The sequence below is a fragment of the Nocardioides oceani genome, from assembly GCF_030412965.1.
In the GTDB taxonomy this organism is placed as follows: Bacteria; Actinomycetota; Actinomycetes; order Propionibacteriales; family Nocardioidaceae; genus Nocardioides; species Nocardioides oceani.
Genome location: NZ_JAUHJQ010000001.1, coordinates 76,019 through 95,309, shown reverse-complemented (window position 1 = coordinate 95,309; position 19,291 = coordinate 76,019). Strand labels below are relative to the sequence as shown.

The 19,291-nt window shown below is 74.4% G+C and carries 20 protein-coding genes and 1 tRNA gene; 19 read left to right on the top strand and 2 right to left on the bottom strand.

Going from position 1 to position 19,291, the window contains the following annotated elements:
• The first annotated feature begins 124 nt into the window (after positions 1-124).
• The 8 genes from QWY28_RS00510 to QWY28_RS00475 all read left to right on the top strand — a co-directional run bounded on the left by QWY28_RS00510 (position 125) and on the right by QWY28_RS00475 (position 9,056).
• On the top strand, positions 125-808 hold the full coding sequence (locus QWY28_RS00510) for a 50S ribosomal protein L25/general stress protein Ctc (RefSeq protein WP_300950343.1): 684 nt from the start codon (positions 125-127) through the stop codon (positions 806-808).
• 66 nt (positions 809-874) lie between these two features.
• Positions 875-1,474 (top strand): aminoacyl-tRNA hydrolase, encoded by a 600-nt coding sequence (pth, locus tag QWY28_RS00505; protein WP_300950342.1) that lies wholly within the window; start codon positions 875-877, stop codon positions 1,472-1,474.
• A gap of 23 nt (positions 1,475-1,497) precedes the next feature.
• Positions 1,498-2,100: an HAD family hydrolase gene (locus tag QWY28_RS00500; protein WP_300950341.1), complete on the top strand. Its 603-nt coding sequence runs from the start codon at positions 1,498-1,500 to the stop codon at positions 2,098-2,100.
• A 558-nt stretch (positions 2,101-2,658) separates the two neighbouring features.
• Entirely contained in the window at positions 2,659-3,438 is a 780-nt protein-coding gene (locus QWY28_RS00495; RefSeq protein WP_300950340.1) for a 3'(2'),5'-bisphosphate nucleotidase CysQ, read from the top strand.
• 55 nt (positions 3,439-3,493) lie between these two features.
• Positions 3,494-4,006, top strand: coding sequence for a hypothetical protein (locus tag QWY28_RS00490; RefSeq protein ID WP_300950339.1), 513 nt, complete (start codon positions 3,494-3,496; stop codon positions 4,004-4,006).
• A gap of 103 nt (positions 4,007-4,109) precedes the next feature.
• Positions 4,110-7,682, top strand: a complete 3,573-nt coding sequence (gene mfd, locus QWY28_RS00485) for a transcription-repair coupling factor (protein WP_300950338.1) — start codon at positions 4,110-4,112, stop codon at positions 7,680-7,682.
• Positions 7,683-7,710: 28 nt separating this feature from the next.
• Positions 7,711-8,406, top strand: a complete 696-nt coding sequence (locus QWY28_RS00480; protein ID WP_300950337.1) for a hypothetical protein — start codon at positions 7,711-7,713, stop codon at positions 8,404-8,406.
• A 5-nt stretch (positions 8,407-8,411) separates the two neighbouring features.
• Positions 8,412-9,056 (top strand): nucleoside triphosphate pyrophosphohydrolase, encoded by a 645-nt coding sequence (locus QWY28_RS00475; protein WP_300950336.1) that lies wholly within the window; start codon positions 8,412-8,414, stop codon positions 9,054-9,056.
• A 24-nt stretch (positions 9,057-9,080) separates the two neighbouring features.
• On the opposite strand, the gene QWY28_RS00470 is transcribed toward QWY28_RS00475, so the two are convergent.
• On the bottom strand, positions 9,081-10,568 hold the full coding sequence (locus QWY28_RS00470) for an amidase (RefSeq protein WP_300950335.1): 1,488 nt from the start codon (positions 10,566-10,568) through the stop codon (positions 9,081-9,083).
• Between the two features lie 89 nt (positions 10,569-10,657).
• Here QWY28_RS00470 and eno point away from each other — a divergent pair, with 89 nt between their 5' ends.
• The 11 genes from eno (at position 10,658) to QWY28_RS00415 (ending at position 18,024) form a co-directional block, all read left to right on the top strand.
• On the top strand, positions 10,658-11,935 hold the full coding sequence (gene eno / locus QWY28_RS00465) for a phosphopyruvate hydratase (protein WP_300950334.1): 1,278 nt from the start codon (positions 10,658-10,660) through the stop codon (positions 11,933-11,935).
• A gap of 21 nt (positions 11,936-11,956) precedes the next feature.
• Positions 11,957-12,550: an FtsB family cell division protein gene (locus QWY28_RS00460; protein WP_300950333.1), complete on the top strand. Its 594-nt coding sequence runs from the start codon at positions 11,957-11,959 to the stop codon at positions 12,548-12,550.
• Positions 12,547-13,062: a DUF501 domain-containing protein gene (locus QWY28_RS00455; RefSeq protein WP_300950332.1), complete on the top strand. Its 516-nt coding sequence runs from the start codon at positions 12,547-12,549 to the stop codon at positions 13,060-13,062. The genes QWY28_RS00460 and QWY28_RS00455 overlap by 4 nt, the downstream gene beginning before the upstream one ends.
• Positions 13,059-13,958, top strand: a complete 900-nt coding sequence (locus QWY28_RS00450) for a Ppx/GppA phosphatase family protein (protein ID WP_300950331.1) — start codon at positions 13,059-13,061, stop codon at positions 13,956-13,958. The genes QWY28_RS00455 and QWY28_RS00450 overlap by 4 nt, the downstream gene beginning before the upstream one ends.
• 92 nt (positions 13,959-14,050) lie before the next feature.
• On the top strand, positions 14,051-14,305 hold the full coding sequence (locus QWY28_RS00445; protein ID WP_300950330.1) for a hypothetical protein: 255 nt from the start codon (positions 14,051-14,053) through the stop codon (positions 14,303-14,305).
• Positions 14,302-15,144 (top strand): uracil-DNA glycosylase, encoded by an 843-nt coding sequence (locus tag QWY28_RS00440; RefSeq protein ID WP_300951285.1) that lies wholly within the window; start codon positions 14,302-14,304, stop codon positions 15,142-15,144. The genes QWY28_RS00445 and QWY28_RS00440 overlap by 4 nt, the downstream gene beginning before the upstream one ends.
• On the top strand, positions 15,141-15,671 hold the full coding sequence (locus QWY28_RS00435) for a glycine cleavage system transcriptional repressor (RefSeq protein ID WP_300950329.1): 531 nt from the start codon (positions 15,141-15,143) through the stop codon (positions 15,669-15,671). Before QWY28_RS00440 ends, QWY28_RS00435 begins: the two co-directional genes overlap by 4 nt.
• Positions 15,668-16,225 (top strand): peptide deformylase, encoded by a 558-nt coding sequence (def, locus tag QWY28_RS00430; protein WP_300950328.1) that lies wholly within the window; start codon positions 15,668-15,670, stop codon positions 16,223-16,225. Before QWY28_RS00435 ends, def begins: the two co-directional genes overlap by 4 nt.
• Positions 16,226-16,241: 16 nt before the next feature.
• Positions 16,242-16,315: transfer RNA gene (locus QWY28_RS00425), tRNA-Leu, on the top strand.
• 55 nt (positions 16,316-16,370) lie between these two features.
• A complete protein-coding gene (locus QWY28_RS00420) occupies positions 16,371-17,051 on the top strand; it encodes a class I SAM-dependent methyltransferase (RefSeq protein ID WP_300950327.1) in 681 nt (226 codons plus the stop codon).
• A 103-nt stretch (positions 17,052-17,154) separates the two neighbouring features.
• Positions 17,155-18,024, top strand: coding sequence for a Bax inhibitor-1/YccA family protein (locus tag QWY28_RS00415; protein WP_300950326.1), 870 nt, complete (start codon positions 17,155-17,157; stop codon positions 18,022-18,024).
• Positions 18,025-18,173: 149 nt separating this feature from the next.
• Here QWY28_RS00415 and QWY28_RS00410 read toward each other — a convergent pair whose 3' ends face one another.
• Positions 18,174-19,241 (bottom strand): SGNH/GDSL hydrolase family protein, encoded by a 1,068-nt coding sequence (locus tag QWY28_RS00410; RefSeq protein WP_300950325.1) that lies wholly within the window; start codon positions 19,239-19,241, stop codon positions 18,174-18,176.
• Positions 19,242-19,291 lie beyond the last annotated feature (50 nt).

The following is a 19,291-nucleotide window of genomic DNA, read 5'->3' as shown; positions in this document are numbered from 1 at the left end:
TCCGGCCACGCCGGCCGTGGACCGCTCCGTGATCGACAGGGCTGGCCGTACCTCCGGGTGTGCCGCGCCGTCGAGCCGAGGCCCCTGAGACGCACGACCAGACCCACGTACGAGGAGAGCCACGATGGCCAGCGAGAAGATCACCGCCGAGAAGCGGACCGAGTTCGGCAAGGGCGCCGCCCGCCGCATCCGCCGCGAGAACAAGGTGCCCGCCGTCATCTACGGGCACGGCAACGACCCCATCCACGTGACCCTGCCGGGCCACGCCACGATGCTCGCGCTCAAGCACGGCGGCGCCAACGCGCTGCTCGAGCTCGACATCGACGGCGACACCCAGCTCGCGCTCACCAAGCAGGTGCAGATCGACCCGATCAAGCGCCACCTCGAGCACGTCGACTTCGTCGCGGTCGTCCGCGGCGAGAAGGTCACCGTCGACGTCCCCGTCGTCGTGACCGGCGAGGCCGCCAAGGAGACGCTCGTCGTCACCGAGAACGCCACGGTGTCCCTCGAGGCCGAGGCCACCCACATCCCCGAGTCCATCGAGGTCTCCGTCGAGGGCCTCGAGGCCGGCACGCAGATCCTCGCCTCGCAGCTCGAGCTGCCCTCCGGCTCGACCCTGCTGGTCGACGGCGAGACCCTCGTCGTCAACGTGACCGAGCAGGTCTCCGCCGAGGCCCTCGAGGCCGAGCTCGCCGACGCCGAGGCCGAGGCCGGCATCGAGCGCGACGAGTCCGAGGCGACCGAGGGCGAGGGCGCCGAGGCCGAGGCCGACGCCGCCGGCGACGAGCAGGCCGCCGACTCCGAGTAAGGCACGCCCGCAGGGGGCACGTCGTACGGCGTGCACCTCTTCGGAACCAGGAAGGGCCGGGAACCCGTGACCGACACCGCCAACCCCGTGTGGCTCGTCGTCGGCCTCGGGAATCCCGGCCCTTCCTACGCCGGTCACCGCCACAACATCGGCTACCTGGTGACCGACGAGCTGGCGCGGCGGATGGGCTCGCCGTTCCGGGCCCACAAGACCGGTCGCGCCGACGTGGTCGAGGGCCGGTTCGGGTCGCCCGGCTCGGACCAGGCGCGCGTCGTGCTGGCCCGCCCCCGGTCGTACATGAACGAGGTCGGCGGGCCGGTCAAGGCCCTCGCCACCTTCTACAAGGTGCCGCCCGAGCGCATCGTGGCGATCCACGACGAGCTGGACATCCCCTTCGACACGATGCGCGCCAAGCTCGGTGGCGGCGACAACGGCCACAACGGCCTGAAGTCCATGCGCTCCTCGCTCGGCACCGGCGACTTCCACCGGGTGCGCGTCGGCATCGGCCGCCCGCCCGGCCGGCAGGAGGTCGCGGACTTCGTGCTGTCGAACTACTCCGCCGCCGAGCGCAAGGTGCTGCCGTTCCAGGTCGACACCGCGGCCGACGCCGTGGAGTGCCTGGTGCTGGAGGGCCTCGAGCGGACCCAGCAGAAGTTCAACTCGTGAGTGCTGGGGCTTCGGCGCGGGCCGTGCGAGCCGTGCTCCTCGACGCGGACGGCGTGCTGCAGGTCAACCCGCCCGGCTGGCTCGACACGCTGCGCGCCCTCGTGCCGGACGGCTCGGGGGAGGAGTTCAGCGACCACCTCTTCGAGGCCGAGCAGGCGGCGCTCACCGGCCACCGCTCCTTCCGTGACGTCGTCGCGGAGGTGCTCGAGCACTGGGGCGTGCCCGATCGCGCCGAGGACCTGGTGGACCACTACCACCACATCGAGGTCGTCTCCGACACCGCCGAGGTCGTCCGCGACCTGCGCGAGGCCGGCGTCCCGGTCCACCTCGCGACCAACCAGCACGACCTGCGCACGGCGTACATGCGCGAGGAGCTGGGCTACGGCGACCTGCTGGACTCCACCTTCACCTCCTGCGAGCTGGGGGTCACCAAGGCCGACCCCGCGTTCTTCCGCCGGGTGGTCGAGCAGCTCGGCCTCGAGCCTGCCGCGGTGCTGCACGTCGACGACAAGGACCGCTTCGTCGACGCCGCCCGCGACGCCGGTCTGCGCGGCGTCGTGTGGACCGTCGACGACGGGCCCGACGCCCTCCGTGCGCGGCTGCGTGAGCACGGCCTGCCGCTCTGAGCGTTCGCCGGGGCCGCGTCGTCGCTCCTGCTGCTCGAGCAGGAGGAAGCGCGGAGGCATCGCTCCCGCTGGTTGAGCAGGGAGGCGCCCCGGCGCCGACCGTGTCGAAACCCGGTGAGGGGCTCGGGGCGGTGGGCACGTCACCGGGTTTCGACACGCTCGCTGGCGCTCGCTGCTCAACCAGCGGTGGGGTGGCTGTGTGGGCACGTCGCCGGGTTTCGGCACGCTCGCTGGCGCTCGCTGCTCAACCAGCGGTGGGGTGGCTGTGTGGGCACGTCGCCGGGTTTCGACACGCTCGCTGGCGCTCGCTGCTCAACCAGCGGTGGGGTGGCTGTGTGGGCACGTCGCCGGGTTTCGGCACGCTCGCTGGCGCTCGCTGCTCAACCAGCGGTGGGGTGGCTGTGTGGGCACGTCGCCGGGTTTCGGCACGCTCGCTGGCGCTCGCTGCTCAACCAGCGGCGCGGCGGTGGGCACGTCACCGGGTTTCGACACGCTCGCTGGCGCTCGCTGCTCAACCAGCGGGGCGCCAGGCGCGGGGCGGGTCCTAGGCTGGCGCCCGTGACCTTCGACGCCGGTTCCCCTCCCGAGTCCGCTGCCCACGACGACCACGTCCTGGCGACGTGGCTGGCCACCGTCGCCGGTGAGCGCCTGCTCGAGGTGCGTGGGGAGGGGCTGGAGGGCAAGGAGCTCAAGGACGCCGGCGACCGCGCCGCGCACGAGCTGCTGATGGGCCTGATCGCCGAGCACCGCCCCGCGGACGCCGTGCTGTCGGAGGAGGGCAAGGACGACAAGGTCCGCCTGGGCAAGGACCGGGTCTGGATCGTCGACCCGCTGGACGGCACCCGGGAGTTCTCCGAGGTGCCCCGCGAGGACTGGGCCGTCCACGTCGCGCTGTGGCAGGGCGGCGACCTCGTCGCCGGGGCCGTCGCGCAGCCGGCGCTGGGGGAGACCTTCAACACCGGCCAGCCGCCGGTCGTCCCGCCGCGGACGAGCGCGCGGCCGCGGATCGCGGTCTCGCGCAGCCGCCCGCCGGAGTTCGTCCACGCGCTGGCGCAGGAGATCGATGCCGAGCTGGTCGCGATGGGCTCGGCCGGGGTGAAGGTGATGAGCGTCGCGCGCGACATCACCGACGCCTACGTGCACGCCGGCGGGCAGTACGAGTGGGACTCGGCCGCCCCGGTCGCGGTCGCCCGCGCGGCCGGGCTGTTCACCAGCCGCGTCGACGGCACCCCGCTGGAGTACAACCAGGAGGACGTCTACCTCCCCGACCTCATCGTGTGCCGGCCCGAGCTGGCCGAGCAGATCGTGGAGTTCGTCAAGCGCCACGGCGTCGGCTGAGGCCACGACCGCCGAGCGCCGGGCGGCGCGACCGGCCCCGGCGCACACTGGACGGGTGGAGCCAGCCGAGGTCCTCGAGCAGCCGGGGCGCACGCCGCTGCGGCGGCGTACGCGCTGGGTCCTGGCCGTCGCCGCGCTGGTCCTGGTCGCCGGCTGGGCCGCCGACCACGAGCTGCGCGAGCGCGAGCAGCGTGCGGTCGAGCGGTGCGCGGACGCCACGGCCGCCGCGACCGCGCGGACGGACGCCTCGATGGCGATGATCCGCACCTACGTCCAGCCCGCCCTGCTCTCGGTGCCGAGCGGCAGCAGCCAGGACGGGTTCTTCGCGCTGGTCGCCGAGGAGGCCCGTGAGGCCGAGCCCCGGGTCCGCGACGCGCTCGCGCGGTGCGAGGAGGTCGACGTCCTCGCCGTCCACCTCGGCCTGACCGAGCGCCGCGACGCGTACGTCGCCCACCTGTCCGCCCGCGCCGACTGGCTCGCCGAGATCGGCGCCGACGGCCGCGCCTACTACCGCGACCGGCCCGAGCTGGCCCGCCTGCGCGAGGCCGCGCTCGGGGACCGCCCGTAGGATCGGGTACCGCCCCCGTGTCGTCGCGACCCGGGGCGTTCGTGCTGCCACCCCCGGCACCGCACCCCCCTCGGACCACCCCCTCGGACAACACAGGAGCACCGTGAGCCTCACCGGCCTGGCCGACGCCGTCCTCGCCGACCCCACCCTCGCCACCGCGGTCGAGGACGCCCGCGGCGGGGCGGTCCGTGCGCTGGACCTCACCGGGCCGGAGGCGCTGCGGCCGTTCGTGGTCACCGGCCTGGTCCGGGCCGGCCGCACGGTCCTCGCGGTCACCGCGACCGCGCGCGAGGCCGAGGACCTGGTCGACGCGCTCGGCTGCTTCCTGGACCCCGCCACCATCGCCTACTACCCGAGCTGGGAGACCCTGCCCCACGAGCGGCTCAGCCCGCGCAGCGACACCATCGGCAAGCGGCTCGCGGTGCTCCGCCGGCTCGTCCACCCCGGTGACGACGCCAGCAACGGCCCGCTCCAGGTCGTCGTCGCGCCGGTCCGCAGCGTCCTGCAGCCGCAGGTCAAGGGCCTCGGCGAGCTCGCCCCCGTCGAGCTGGTCCCCGGCGACACCGCCCCCCTCGACGACGTCGTACGCCGCCTGGCGGACGCGGCGTACTCCCGCGTCGACCTGGTGGAGAAGCGCGGCGAGTTCGCGGTCCGCGGAGGGATCGTCGACGTCTTCCCGCCCACGGAGGAGCACCCGCTGCGGGTGGAGTTCTGGGGCGACGACGTCGAGGAGATCCGCACCTTCTCCGTCGCCGACCAGCGCACCCTCGACAAGGCCGAGCGGCTCTGGGCGCCACCGTGCCGCGAGCTGCTGCTCACCGACGAGGTGCGCGAGCGGGCCGCCGAGCTCGGCCGGCAGCACCCGACCCTGGTCGAGCTGACCGACAAGATCGCCGCGGGCATCGCGGTCGAGGGCATGGAGTCGCTGGCGCCGGTGCTCGTCGACGAGATGGAGCTGCTCGTCGACCTGATGCCGCCGGACACCCACGTGCTGGTGCTCGACCCCGAGCGCGCCCGCAGCCGCGCCCACGACCTGGTCGCCACGAGCGAGGAGTTCCTCGGGGCCAGCTGGGCCGCGGCCGCCAGCGGCGGCACCGCCCCGATCGACCTCGGCGCGGCGTCGTACCGCTCGCTCTCCGACGTGCGCGAGCACTCCCTGGACCAGCACAAGCCGTGGTGGACGATGAGCCCGTTCGGCATCGGCGGCGACGGCGGTGGCGGGGCCGCCCGTCCGGTCACCGACGTCGACGCGATCGACGGGGCGGTGCCGAGCCGGGCGCTGCCGATGCGGCCGGTCGACGCCTACCGCGGCGACCTGGAGCGCGCGGTCAAGGACATCGCGACCTGGCTGGCCGAGGGCTACCGCACCGTCGTCGCGCACCCCGGCCACGGCCCGGCCCAACGGATGGTGGAGGTGCTCGCCGAGCACGACGTCCCCGCGCGGCTGGTCGAGGACCTCGACGAGCCGCCCGCCGCCGACGTCGTGACCGTCACCTGCGCCTCGGCCGCCCACGGCTTCGTCGACGAGCAGGGCCGCACGGTGCTGCTCACCGGCGAGGACCTCACCGGCCAGAAGTCCTCCACGCGCGACATGCGCAAGATGCCGGCCCGCCGCAAGAAGCAGATCGACCCCCTCGAGCTCAAGGCCGGCGACTACGTCGTCCACGAGCAGCACGGCGTGGGCCGGTTCGTGGAGATGAAGCAGCGCGAGGTCGGCGGCGCGGTCCGCGAGTACCTCGTCCTGGAGTACGGCGCCTCCAAGCGTGGCGGCCCGGCCGACCGGCTCTACGTGCCGGCCGACGCGCTCGACCAGGTCACCCGGTACGTCGGCGGCGAGCAGCCCAGCCTGGACCGCCTCGGCGGCGCCGACTGGGCCAAGCGCAAGGGCCGCGCCCGCAAGGCCGTCCGCGAGATCGCCGCCGAGCTGATCAAGCTGTACGCCGCGCGGCAGGCGACGCAGGGCTACGCCTTCGGGCCGGACACGCCGTGGCAGCGCGAGCTCGAGGACGCCTTCCCGTTCCAGGAGACGCCCGACCAGCTGAGCACCGTCGACGAGGTCAAGGCCGACATGCGCCGCACGATGCCGATGGACCGCCTCGTCTGCGGCGACGTGGGCTACGGCAAGACCGAGATCGCGGTGCGGGCGGCGTTCAAGGCGGTGCAGGACGGCAAGCAGGTCGCCGTGCTCGTGCCGACGACGCTGCTGGTCACCCAGCACCTCTCGACGTTCGCCGAGCGGATGGCCGGCTTCCCGGTCGTGCTCAAGGCGCTCTCGCGCTTCCAGAGCGACAAGGAGGCCGCCGAGGTCATGGCGGGGGTCGCGGAGGGGAGCATCGACATCGTCGTGGGCACCCACCGGCTCCTCAACCCGGACATCCGGTTCAAGGACCTGGGGCTGATCATCGTCGACGAGGAGCAGCGCTTCGGTGTGGAGCACAAGGAGCAGATGAAGCGGCTCCGCACCTCCGTCGACGTGCTGTCGATGTCGGCGACGCCGATCCCGCGCACCCTGGAGATGGCGATCACCGGCATCCGGGAGATGTCGACGATCACCACCCCGCCCGAGGAGAGGCACCCCGTGCTGACCTACGTCGGCGCGTACGAGGACCGCCAGGTGATCGCCGCCGTGCGCCGCGAGCTGCTGCGCGAGGGCCAGGTCTTCTACATCCACAACCGGGTCAACTCGATCGAGAAGGCCGCCGCGAAGATCCGCGAGCTCGTCCCGGACGCGCGCGTCGCCACCGCGCACGGCCAGATGAACGAGAAGCAGCTCGAGCAGGTGATGCTCGACTTCTGGGAGAAGCGCTTCGACGTCCTGGTGTGCACCACGCTGGTCGAGTCCGGCCTCGACGTCTCCAACGCCAACACCATGATCATCGAGCGCGCCGACACCCTCGGCCTCTCCCAGCTGCACCAGCTGCGAGGTCGCGTCGGCCGGTCCCGCGAGCGCGCCTACGCCTACTTCCTCTACCCGGCCGAGAAGCCGCTGACCGAGACCGCCCACGAGCGGCTCGCGACACTGGCGCAGCACTCGGACCTCGGCGGCGGCATGGCGATCGCGATGAAGGACCTCGAGATCCGCGGCGCCGGCAACCTGCTCGGCGGCGAGCAGTCCGGCCACATCGCCGACGTCGGGTTCGACCTCTACGTCCGGCTCGTCGGCGAGGCCGTCACCGAGTTCAAGGGCGAGGCCGAGCCGGAGCTCAACGAGGTCCGCATCGAGCTGCCCGTCGACGCGCACCTGCCGCACGACTACATTCCCAGCGAGCGGCTGCGGCTGGAGGTCTACAAGCGGCTCGCCGAGGTCCGCAGCGACACCGACGTCGACCAGATCCGCGAGGAGCTCGTCGACCGGTACGGCGAGCCGCCGGAGGTCGTCGCCTCGCTGCTGCTCGTCGCGCGCTTCCGCGCCCGGGCCCGCAAGGCCGGCATCGGTGAGGTGACGGCCGCGGGCAAGAACATCCGGTTCGCGCCGGTCAGCCTGCCGGAGTCGCGGGTCGTCCGGCTCAACCGGATGTACCCGAGGTCGATCGTCAAGGCGAACCTCGACACGATCCTCGTGCCGCGCCCGCAGACCGCGGTCGTGGGGGGCAAGCCCATCGCCGGCATCGCCCTGCTTCAATGGGCCCACGGTGTGATCGACGCCATCATCGACCCGCCGGAGACCACCAGCTGACCGCCCCGGTCCACCTCCAGGAGACGCCGTGAAGCAAGCCCGTCCCCTCCTCGGCCTCGCCGCCGCCTCGACCCTGCTCGCCTCCGGCCTGCTCAGCGGCTGCGGGGTGGCGGGGACGGGGTTCTCCCCGGGCCTCGCCGCCTCCGTGGGGGACACCTCGATCACGACGGACCGCGTCGACGCCGTCGCGGCGTCGTACTGCGACGCGATCACGCCGCAGCTCGAGGGCCAGGTCCTGCCGAACCGCTACCTGACCAGCGGGGTCGCCGGCCAGCTCGCGCTCGCCGCGGCCGCCGAGCAGCTGGCGGCCGAGCACGGCGTCGAGCCGGGGGACCAGTACGCCGGACAGGTGGCGCAGCTGGAGCAGGCCGTCGCCCAGCTGCCCGAGGACCAGCAGGACGCCGTGGTCGAGGTGGAGTCGGCCGGCAGCCTGGTCAGCGACCTCGTCCTCGGGGTCGGGCGCACGCTCGCAGAGGAGCAGGGCGTCGCCGACCCGACCGAGGAGCAGGTCGCGCAGCTGGGCAACGAGGCGCTGGCCGCGTGGATCGAGGACAACGACGTGGAGCTCAACCCGCGCTACGGGGTGGAGCTGCGCGACGGCCAGCCGCTCGACACCGACACCGAGACCTCGGTCGCGGTCGGCGACGTCGCCACGGCCGCGATGGCCGAGTCGCCCGACCAGGAGTACGCCGCCGCGCTGCCCGACGCGCAGCGCTGCGGCTGACCCGCGTGCCGGAGGTCCCCGGGTCCGCCGACGACGTACCCCTCCTGGAGTTCCTCGCCGTCATGCGGCGGCTGCGCGCGGAGTGCGGCTGGAAGCGCGCGCAGACCCACCGCTCGCTGGCCCGCTACCTGCTCGAGGAGACCCACGAGACGCTCGAGGCGATCGACGTGGGGGAGGAGACCGGCGACTGGTCGCACCTGCGCGAGGAGCTCGGCGACCTGCTGCTGCAGGTCTACTTCCACGCGGTCGTCGCCGAGGAGCGCGGGGCGTTCACCATCGACGACGTCGCCGGCGACGTGACCGCGAAGATGCGCCGCCGCAACCCGCACGTCTTCGGCTCCGCGGCCGAGGCCGCCGGCGTCGACGCGGACGACCCGGCCGCCGTCAACGAGGCATGGGAGGCCGCGAAGGCGACCGAGAAGCAGCGCACGTCGGTGACCGACGGGCTGCCGCCCGGCCTGCCGGCGCTCCTGTACGCCGACAAGGTGCTCGACCGGCTCGAGCGGGCCGGGACCCCGGCCGACCTGGGCGGGGCCGACCCGGCCGCGGACCTCGGCGACCGGCTGCTCGCGCTCGTGGCCGAGGCCCGCGCCGCCGGCACCGACCCCGAGCAGGCGCTCCGGGACGCGGTGCGGCGCGTGCTCGGCTGACCCTCCGTGAGCCGGGCGCCGGGGTCAGTCCGCCATCGCGCGCCGGTCCCACCAGGGTGCCGCCCGCTCGAGCTGCGCCGCGAGCCGCAGCAGCAGGGCGTCGTCGCCGAGCCGGCCGACGAGCTGCGCGCCGATCGGCAGCCCCTCGGGCGTCCAGTGCAGCGGCACGCTCATCGCCGGCCGGCCCGTGAGGTTGGCCAGCTGGGTGTAGGGCACCCAGCCGAGGTTCTCGGAGATCATCTGGTCCACGATCGGGGTGAACCGCAGCACGCCGCCGGCCCGGGCGGTCAGCAGCGCCCGCTGCAGGAGCGCCACCGGCGCCGGCAGGTCGAACGCTCCGATCCGCGGGGGTGGCGTCGCGGTGGTCGGGGTCAGCAGCAGGTCGTGCTCGGCGTGGAAGGCCGCCAGGCGGCGTACGTGCTCGTGGCGGCCCTCGACGGCGCGGACGAAGTCGGTGGCGCTCGTGGCGCGGCCCAGCGCGGCCATCACGCGGGTGTCGGGCTCGAAGGCGTCCTCGCCGGCGCCGGTGAGCCGGCGGGCCTCGTCGACCGACACCGCGCAGTGCGCGAACCAGGTCGTCAGGAAGTCCTGGGCCAAGCGCGCGTCGTCGACCGGCATCGCGACCTCCACCACCTCGTGGCCGAGGTCGGCCAGCAGGTCCGCGGCCCGGCGGACGGCGGCGCGGGCCTCGGGGTGCGGGTCGGGGTTGATGGCGCTGTCGGCGGTCATGCCGATCCGCAGGCGGCCGGGCTCGCGGTCGAGGCCGGCGGCGAAGCCGTCGGCGGAGAGGCCGCCGGGGAGGTACGGCGAGACCTCGGTCGGGCCGGCGAGAACGCCGAGCATCGCGGCGGTGTCGCGGACGCTGCGCGAGACGACGCCGTCGGTGGCGGTGCCGCCCAACGGCTCGCCCCGAGCCGGCCCGTAGGGGAGCAGGCCACGGCTCGGCTTGAGGCCGAACAGCCCGCAGGCCGAGGCCGGGATGCGGATGGAGCCGCCGCCGTCGCTGGCGGCCGCGCACGGCACGATGCCGGCGGCGACCGCGGCGGCGCTGCCGCCGGAGGAGCCGCCCGGGGTGTGGTCGGTGTCCCAGGGGTTGCGGGTCGGGCCGAAGGCGTGCGGCTCGGTGATGCCCTTGGCGCCGAACTCGGGGCTGTTGGTCTTGCCGAAGACCACCAGTCCGGCGTCGAGCCAGCGCTGCACCACGGTGGCGGTCTCGGCCGCGGGGTGGTCCCTCAGCGCCCGGCTGCCGCCGCTGGTGGGCAGGCCGGCGACGTCCTGGTGGAGGTCCTTGAGCAGGAACGGCACGCCGGCGAACGGCCGGCCACCCTCGGGCTCGGGACCCGACGGCATGGGCACCGACGCAGGGTCGACGTCGCGGATGATCGCGTTCAGCCCGGGGTTGACCTCCGCCGCGCGGGCACGGGCCGCGGCCAGCAGCTCGCCGGCGGTGACGTCTCCGGAGCGGACCAGGGCGGCCAGCCCGGTCGCGTCGTGGTCGCGGTAGCTCTGCACCAGCCGAACACTAGCCAGGTGCGCGGGGGCCATCCCCTAGGCTCGGCGCCGACTCGTCCCACCCCCTCACCCCGCCCAGGAGCAGCCCCGTGGCATCCATCGAAGCTGTCGGCGCCCGCGAGATCCTCGACTCGCGCGGCAACCCCACGGTCGAGGTCGAGGTGCTCCTCGACGACGGTGCGTTCGCGCGCGCCGCGGTCCCCAGCGGTGCCTCCACGGGCGCCTTCGAGGCGGTCGAGCTGCGCGACGGCGGCGACCGCTACCTCGGCAAGGGCGTCGAGAAGGCCGTCGAGGCCGTGATCCAGACGATCGGTCCCGCCATCGAGGGCCTCGACGCCGACGACCAGCGCGTCGTCGACCAGACGATGCTCGACGCCGACGCCACGCCCAACAAGGCGACGCTCGGCGCAAACGCGATCCTCGGCGTCTCCCTCGCCGTCGCCCGCGCGGCCGCGGACTCCGCGGGCCTCCCGCTCTACCGGTACGTCGGCGGACCCAACGCCCACCTGCTGCCGGTGCCGATGATGAACATCCTCAACGGCGGCGCCCACGCCGACACCAACGTCGACATCCAGGAGTTCATGATCGCGCCGATCGGCGCCCCGACCTTCCGCGAGGCGCTGCGCACCGGCGCGGAGGTCTACCACGCGCTGAAGTCGGTGCTGAAGAAGCGCGGCCTGGCCACCGGCGTCGGCGACGAGGGAGGCTTCGCGCCGGACCTGGAGTCCAACCGCGCCGCGCTCGACCTGATCGCCGAGGCCGTCGGCGCCACCGGCCTCACCCTGGGCCGCGACGTCGTGCTCGCGCTCGACGTGGCCGCCTCGGAGTTCTGCGAGGGTGGCTCCTACACCTTCGAGGGCCAGCAGAAGAGCGCCGAGCAGATGACGGCGTACTACGCCGACCTGGTCTCCTCCTACCCGATCGTCTCCATCGAGGACCCGCTCGACGAGGACGACTGGGAGGGCTGGAAGGCCATCACCGACCAGCTCGGCAGCCGTACCCAGCTCGTCGGCGACGACCTGTTCGTCACCAACGTCGAGCGGCTCCAGCGCGGCATCACCGGCGGCCAGGCCAACGCGCTGCTGGTCAAGGTCAACCAGATCGGCTCGCTCACCGAGACCCTCGACTCCGTCGAGCTGGCCCACCGCAACGGCTACCGCTGCATGATGAGCCACCGCTCCGGCGAGACCGAGGACACCACGATCGCCGACCTCGCGGTCGCCACGAACTGCGGCCAGATCAAGACCGGCGCCCCCGCCCGGTCCGAGCGCGTCGCGAAGTACAACCAGCTCCTGCGCATCGAGGACGAGCTGGGTGACGCGGCTCGCTATGCCGGCCCCGGCGCGTTCCCCCGCTACCAGGGCTGATCGTCAGGCAGGCTTGGCCCCATGGCCGACGACCGACGCGACCCCCGGGGTGCACGCCGCCCCCGGGGTCGCACCGGTCCCGGCCGGGCGGCACCGGGCGGGACCGGCGCGGCCGGAGCGGCACGCGGCGTACGCAGCGGGTCGTCGCCGGCGTCCGCGCAGCGCCGCCCCCGGCTCACCGGTCGGGCGGCGGTGCTCGTGCTGGTGCTGGCGGTCCTGGCCGTCTCCTACGCCTCCTCGATGCGCGCGTTCCTGCACCAGCGCGCCGAGATCGCCGAGCTCAAGGCGCAGATCGACGAGCGCAAGGCCGCGATCGACGACCTGGAGCGGGAGAAGAAGCGCTGGCAGGACCCCGCCTTCGTGCAGTCGCAGGCGCGGGAGATGGGCTACGTCATGCGCGGCGAGACGCCATTCGTCGTGCTGAAGGACGGCGAGCCGCTCACCACGGGGGCCACGCTGAGCGACCCCGACGACCTGCCGGAGCGGACGCCGACCGCCTGGTGGGTCGACGCCTGGAGCTCCGTGGAGCTGGCCGGGCACCCGCCCAAGGACGAGCCGCCGCCGGCGACGACCATCGACGGCAGTGCTGAGGAACAGGACGAGGAGACCGAGTGATCGACCCCCGCGACGAGGCGGCCATCGCCTCGCAGCTGGGACGTGAGCCGCGCGCCATCCACGAGGTCGGGCACCGCTGTCCCTGCGGCAACCCCGACGTCGTGACCACCGAGCCGCGGCTGCCGAACGGGACCCCGTTCCCGACGACGTTCTACCTGACCTGCCCGCGCGCCGCGTCCCGCATCGGCACCCTCGAGGGGTCCGGGCTGATGAGGCAGATGCAGGAGCGGCTCGCCACCGACCCCGAGCTGGCCGAGCAGTACGCCGCGGCGCACGAGCGCTACCTCGAGGCGCGCGAGGCGATCGGCCACGAGGCCGGGCTCGACGTGCCTGAGATCGCCGGCATCTCCGCCGGCGGGATGCCCGACCGGGTCAAGTGCCTCCACGTGCTCGCCGGGCAGGCGCTCGCGCAGGGGCGTGGGGTCAACCCGCTGGGCGACGAGGTGCTCGACGAGCTCGGCGAGTGGTGGTCGGCCGGCCCGTGCGTCACGCCCGAGGCCCCGCCGGCGTGATCGCCGCGATCGACTGCGGGACCAACTCGATCCGCCTGCTCGTCGGCGAGTCCCCGGACCGGCCGGTCGTGCGCGAGATGCGCGTGGTGCGGCTGGGGGAGGGCATCGACGCCACCGGGCGGATGTCGGAGGCGGCGCTGGCGCGGACGTTCGCGGCGCTCGACGACTACGCGGCCACCATCCGCGAGCACGGCGCGACCCGCGTCCGGCTGTGCGCGACGTCGGCCACCCGCGACGCCGCGAACGCCGACGTCTTCGCGGCCGGCGTGCGCGAGCGGCTGGGCATCGACCCCGACGTGGTGACCGGGGCCGAGGAGGCCGCGCTCTCCTTCGCCGGCGCGGTCCGCGGGCTGCGCTCGGAGCCGGCGTGGCCGGTGCTCGTCGTCGACCTCGGCGGCGGCTCGACCGAGCTCGTCCTCGGCGGACCCGGCGGCGTGTCCGCGGGCCACTCGATGGACGTCGGCTCGGTGCGCCTGCACGAGCGGCACGCGTTCTCCGACCCGCCGACGGCCGCCGAGGTCGAGGCGTGCGAGCGCGACGTCGACGCCCACCTCGACGCCTGCCCGGTCGACCCCGCCGACGCCGCGACGGTCGTCGGCGTCGCCGGCACGGTCACCACGGTCGCCGCGGCTGCGCTGGGCCTGACGGCGTACGACGCCGGCTCGATCGACCAACAGGTGCTGGCCGTCGACGATGTCCACGCCGCGATCGACCGGCTCCTCGCGATGAGCGTCGAGCAGCGGCGCGCCCTGCCGTTCATGCACCCCGGCCGGGCCGACGTCATCGGCGCCGGCGCGCTCGTCCTGCGCCTGGTGCTGCGGCGCTCGGGCGTCGGCCGGCTCGTCGTCTCCGAGGCCGACATCCTCGACGGGATCGCCTGGTCGCTGCTCGACTGAGGCGCGGCGCACCCGGGGCCACCCGTTTGGGGGTCGGCGCAGCGGCAACCGGAGGAGGACCGCACGCACCGCATCCCACGAAGGAGCACCTCGTGAAGAAGCTCATCCTGCTGACCGGCATCGGCATCGGCTACGTCCTCGGCTCCAAGGCCGGCCGCGAGCGCTACGAGCAGATCCGGGCCGGCGCGAAGAAGGTCGCCGAGAACCCGACCGTGCAGTCGGCGGCCGCGAAGGCCACCGAGCAGGCCGCGTCCGCCGCCGAGGCGGCCAAGGACAAGGCCACCGACGCCGCGTCGAGCGTGGCCGACAAGGCCCGCCGCGAGGCCTCGATCCAGCCCGCGCCCTGACCCTGCTGCCGCACCCGGCGACGGGGCAGCCCTTCGCCTCGCCCGTGCCGCCCGGCACCGGCTGGCCGGGGGACCCCGCCGAGCCGGGCACGCCGGTGGCGACCACGGCCGCCGGGGTACGCCGCCTGGCCCGCGACGCCGGCCTCCACGAGCTGGGGGCCGGCGTCAGCGTGTGCCGGGCCTGCCCGCGGCTGGTCCGCTGGCGCGAGGACGTGGCGCACGCGAAGCGCGCCTCGTTCGCCGGTGAGCCCTACTGGGGGCGGCCGATCCCCGGGTTCGGCGCCGAGCACCCCAGCATCCTCGTGGTCGGCCTCGCGCCGGCCGCCAACGGCGCGAACCGCACCGGCCGGGTCTTCACCGGCGACCGCTCGGGTGACTGGCTCTTCGCGAGCCTGCACCGCGTCGGCCTGGCCACCCAGGCGACCAGCGTGCACGCCGCCGACGGCCTCGAGCTGCCCGACACCCGGCTGGTCGCGACGGTCCGCTGCGCCCCGCCGCTGAACAAGCCGACGCCCGAGGAGCGCGACACCTGCGCCCCGTGGCTGGACCGCGAGGTCGCGCTCGTCGCGGGCTCCGTCCGGGTCGTCGTCGCCCTCGGGTCCTTCGGGTGGGACGCGGCGCTGCGCACCTACCGCCGCGCGGGGCACGACGTACCCGTCCCCAAGCCGCGGTTCGGCCACGGCGCCGAGGCGCACCTGGCGCGGGCGGGCGCGGCCGGGGTGACGCTGCTCGGCTGCTACCACCCCAGCCAGCAGAACACCTTCACGGGCCGGCTCACCGAGGCGATGCTGGACGAGGTGCTCGGCCGCGCGGCGGCCCTTGCGAGAATGCCCCGGTGAGCACCCCCGCACCCCTGCACGCCATCACCGTCCTGGGCCACGACCGGCCCGGCATCATCGCCGAGACCACCGGTCGCCTCGCCGACCTCGGGCTCAACCTCGAGGACTCCACGATGACCCTCCTGCGAGGGCACTTCGCGATGATGCTGCTGTGCGCCGGCCCCGTCGAGGCCGACGCCATCGAGGCCGCGCTCCAGCCGCTGACCGCCGACGGCACCCTGACCGTCACCGTGCGCGACGTGCCGCAGGCGGACGCCGCCGGCCCGGCCGGCGCCTCGTGGGTGCTCACCGTCCACGGCGGCGACCGCCCCGGCATCGTGTCCTCCGTCGTCGCCCGCGTGGCGGCGGTCGGCGGCAACATCACCGACCTCACCACCCGCCTCGCCGGCGACCTCTACCTCCTCGTCGCCGAGATCGACCTGCCGGCCGACGCCGACGTGCCCGCCCTCGAGGCGGCCGTCTCCGCCGCCGCGGCCGAGCTCGGCGTCGGCGCGACCCTGCGCGCCGTGGAGGCAGACGAGCTGTGAGCGTCGACCCCACCGTCCAGGGCTGGTCGGAGCGGGAGCTGGGCGTCGAGGGGCGGGTGCTCGACGTCGTCCGCGCCCCGGACCCGGTGCTCTCGACCCGCGGCGCCGACGTCGACCCGACCGACCCGACGACCGTGCAGCTGGCCGCCGACCTCGTCGCCACCATGCGGGTCAGCCCCGGCTGCGTCGGCCTCGCCGCCAACCAGGTCGGCGTCGCCGCCCGGGTGTTCTGCGTCGACGTCTCCGAGCACCCCAAGACCCGCGACCACCACGGCACGTTCGTGCTGTGCAACGCCGAGATCGTCGAGGCCAGCCGCAACGAGAAGGCCCGCGAGGGCTGCATGAGCGTCCCGGACCTCACCGGCGACGTGAAGCGCTCCTCGCGCCTGGTCGTGCGCGGGCAGCTGCCCGGGACCGGCGCGGAGGTGACCCTCACCGCGAACGCGTTCGAGGCACGCGCGCTCCAGCACGAGATCGACCACACCGACGGCTTCCTGTTCCTCGACCGGGTCGCCGGGGCGCACGCCATCCATCCGCGCAAGACTTACCTCTAGCCACGTCCGTGGCGGGGCCCCCGTGTCCCAACTGGCAGAGGAAGCCGCCTTAAAAGCGGCGAGGTGCGGGTTCGAGTCCCGCCGGGGGCACCGGCTCGTCCCGCCGCTTGACTTCAGGTCGACCTGAAGCGCCACGCTGGGGGACATGAGCGAGCACCAGCACGAGCAGCACGAGCACCGGCACGGCGACGACCACGACCGGGGGATCGACCCGGCGATGTGGACCGCGGCCTTCTGGGACGAGCGGTACGGCGGCACGGACGCCGTCTGGTCGGGCCGGCCCAACCGGCGCCTGGTCGAGCAGGCCGCCGACCTCCCGCCCGGGACCGCGGTCGACGTCGGGTGCGGCGAGGGGGCCGACGCCGTGTGGCTGGCCCGGCAGGGCTGGCAGGTCACCGGCGTCGACGTGTCCCGCGTGGCGCTGGAGCGGGGCGCGGCGCACGCCGCCGAGGCCGGGGTGGCCGTCGAGTGGCGGCAGGTCGACCTCGTCGCGGGCGAGGGGCTCCCGGCGGCGTACGACCTGGTCTCGGCGCACTTCCTGCACCCGCCGGCCGAGCTGCTCGGCGACCTGCTGCGCCGGCTGGGCGAGGCGGTGCGGCCGGGAGGGACGCTGCTGTTCGTGGGGCACCACCCGCGCGACCTCGCGGCGCGCGACCAGCACGCCGCGATGCTGCCGCTGATGCCGACGCCCGAGCAGGTCGTGGCGCACCTGGACCCGCAGGTCTGGGACGTCCGGGTCGCCGACGTGCAGGCGCGCGAGCAGCTGGTCGAGGGGCGGCCGGCGACCGTCCACGACTCCGTGGTCAGGGCCGTCCGCGCCCGGTGAAGAAAGGCGCCGCGGCGGGAACGCCGGGCGCTCGCCGGGCGTTGTACCTGCACAGGCCCCACTAGGGTGGGCCCACCAGTTCCACGGCCTCCAAGGAGAGACCATGCAGAGCAACAACCCGGTGTTCCGTCGCTCGGAGGAGTTCAACCGCGGCGGCGCGAACGCCTACGGCAACCAGACGTACGCCGGCAACGGAGCCGCCTACCCGGGCTACGGCTCCGACCCGTCCCAGTGGGGCGTCGGCACCCCGGGTGCGCCGACCACCCCGCAGGTGACCGGCGGCCCGATGACGATCGACTCGGTCGTCCAGAAGACCGCGATCACCCTCGGCACCGTCATCGTCTTCGCCTTCCTGACCTGGGTGATGACGCCCGACATCAGCGGCGTCGTGAGCTCCGAGGACCTCGGTGCGATCACGGGCGCCGTCATGATCGGCGCCCTCGGTGCCTTCGTGCTGTCGATGGTCAACTCCTTCAAGCGCGTGATCAGCCCGGCCCTGGTGCTGGCCTTCGCGGCGCTCGAGGGTGTGGCGCTCGGCGGCCTGAGCAAGCTGTTCGACGCCCAGTTCGGCGGCGGCATCGTGACCCAGGCGGTCATCGGCACCTTCGCGGCGTTCGCGGGCACGCTCGCGGCGTACAAGTTCTTCAACATCCAGGTCGGCCAGAAGTTCCGCACCTTCGTCGTCGCCGCCGTCTTCGGCATGCTGGCGCTGAGCCTGATGGAGATCGTCCTCGGGTTCTTCGGCTCCGCCATCGGCCTCCACGGCTTCGGCGCGATGGGCCTGCTGTTCTCGGTCGCCGGCCTGGTGCTCGGTGTGTTCATGCTGATCCTCGACTTCGACTTCGTCGAGCAGGGCGTGGCCAACCGGGTCCCCGAGCGGGAGTCGTGGCGCGCGGCGTTCGCGATGACCGTCAGCCTGGTCTGGATCTACACCAACCTGCTGCGCCTCCTGGCGATCTTCAGCCAGGACTGACCCCTCAGGTTCCGACCCCCGCAACGGTCGGCGCGGTACGCGAACGGCCCCGGACTGCGGTCCGGGGCCGTTCGTGCGTCCTGGTCGCCCGTGACATCCGCCGTACGCCGCTCGCACCGGCCACCAGGGAGGGTGCGGACGGGGCAGGGTCAGGCGTCGGCGGGCTGGGCCTCGGGGGAGCCGGAGGCACCCGGGTCGGCCGCGGCCGCGTCGTCGTCGGTCTCCTCGGGGGCCGTGCCGTCGGTGGCCGGCTGGCGACGGCGGTGCCGCAGCTCGACCCAGAGGCCGCGGACGCCGCGGCGGTTGCCGCCGACCTCGGTGCCGCCGAGCTCGGTGCCCGGCGTGTTGACCGCCTGCAGCGCGGCCGCGGTGATCGGCAGGACGCCCTCGCCGCGGTAGGGCTCGACCTCGACCTCGTCGATGGCCAGCAGGTCGAGCGCGGCCAGCGTGGAGGGGAGGAGCACGGAGGCGAGCGACCGGTAGCCCTGGGCGGAGGGGTGGAACTGGTCGGGCCCGAACAGCAGCGCGGGGGCGGCGGCGAACTCCGGCCCGAGGATCGAGGCGAGCGAGACCGTCCGGCCGCCCTCCTCGACCACGGCGATGGTCTGCCCGGCGGCGAGCCGGCGCGACCAGGCGCGGGCGACCTGCTTGAGCGGCGGGGCGATCGGCTTGAGGGTGCCGAGGTCGGGGCAGGTGCCGACCAGCACCGCGACGCCGGCCTCGCGCAGGCGGCGCACGCCCTCCGCCAGGTGGCGCACCGAGTGGGAGGGCAGCACGGTGTGGGTGACGTCGTTGGCGCCGACGAGGATGACCGCGACGTCCGGCTCGATCGGCAGGGCGCGGGAGATCTGCTGGTCCAGGTCGGAGGACTTCGCGCCGACGACCGCGAAGCTGCGCAGGTAGACCCGCCGGTCCGCGCGCTCGGCGACGCCGCTGGCGAGCAGGGCGCCGGGGGTCTCCTCGACCCGCTCCACGCCGTACCCGGCCGCGCTGGAGTCCCCCAGCAGCGCGACCTTGATCGCGGGGCCCGGCCGGCCGCGGCCGTACCAGCCGGTCGCGTCCGGCGGCGGCTCGTCGCGCGGCTCGCCGATCGTCTTGCGGGCGAGCTTGGCCTCCACCCGCATCACGCCGTAGAGCGCGGCGCCGAGGGCGGACACGCCGCCCCCGCCGAAGGCCGCGGCGCCGGCGAGCTTGCGTGCTGCAGCTGCTTTACCCACGACTGCACTCTACGGATGGGTGGCCGTGGGCCCGCGCCGGGTTTAGACCG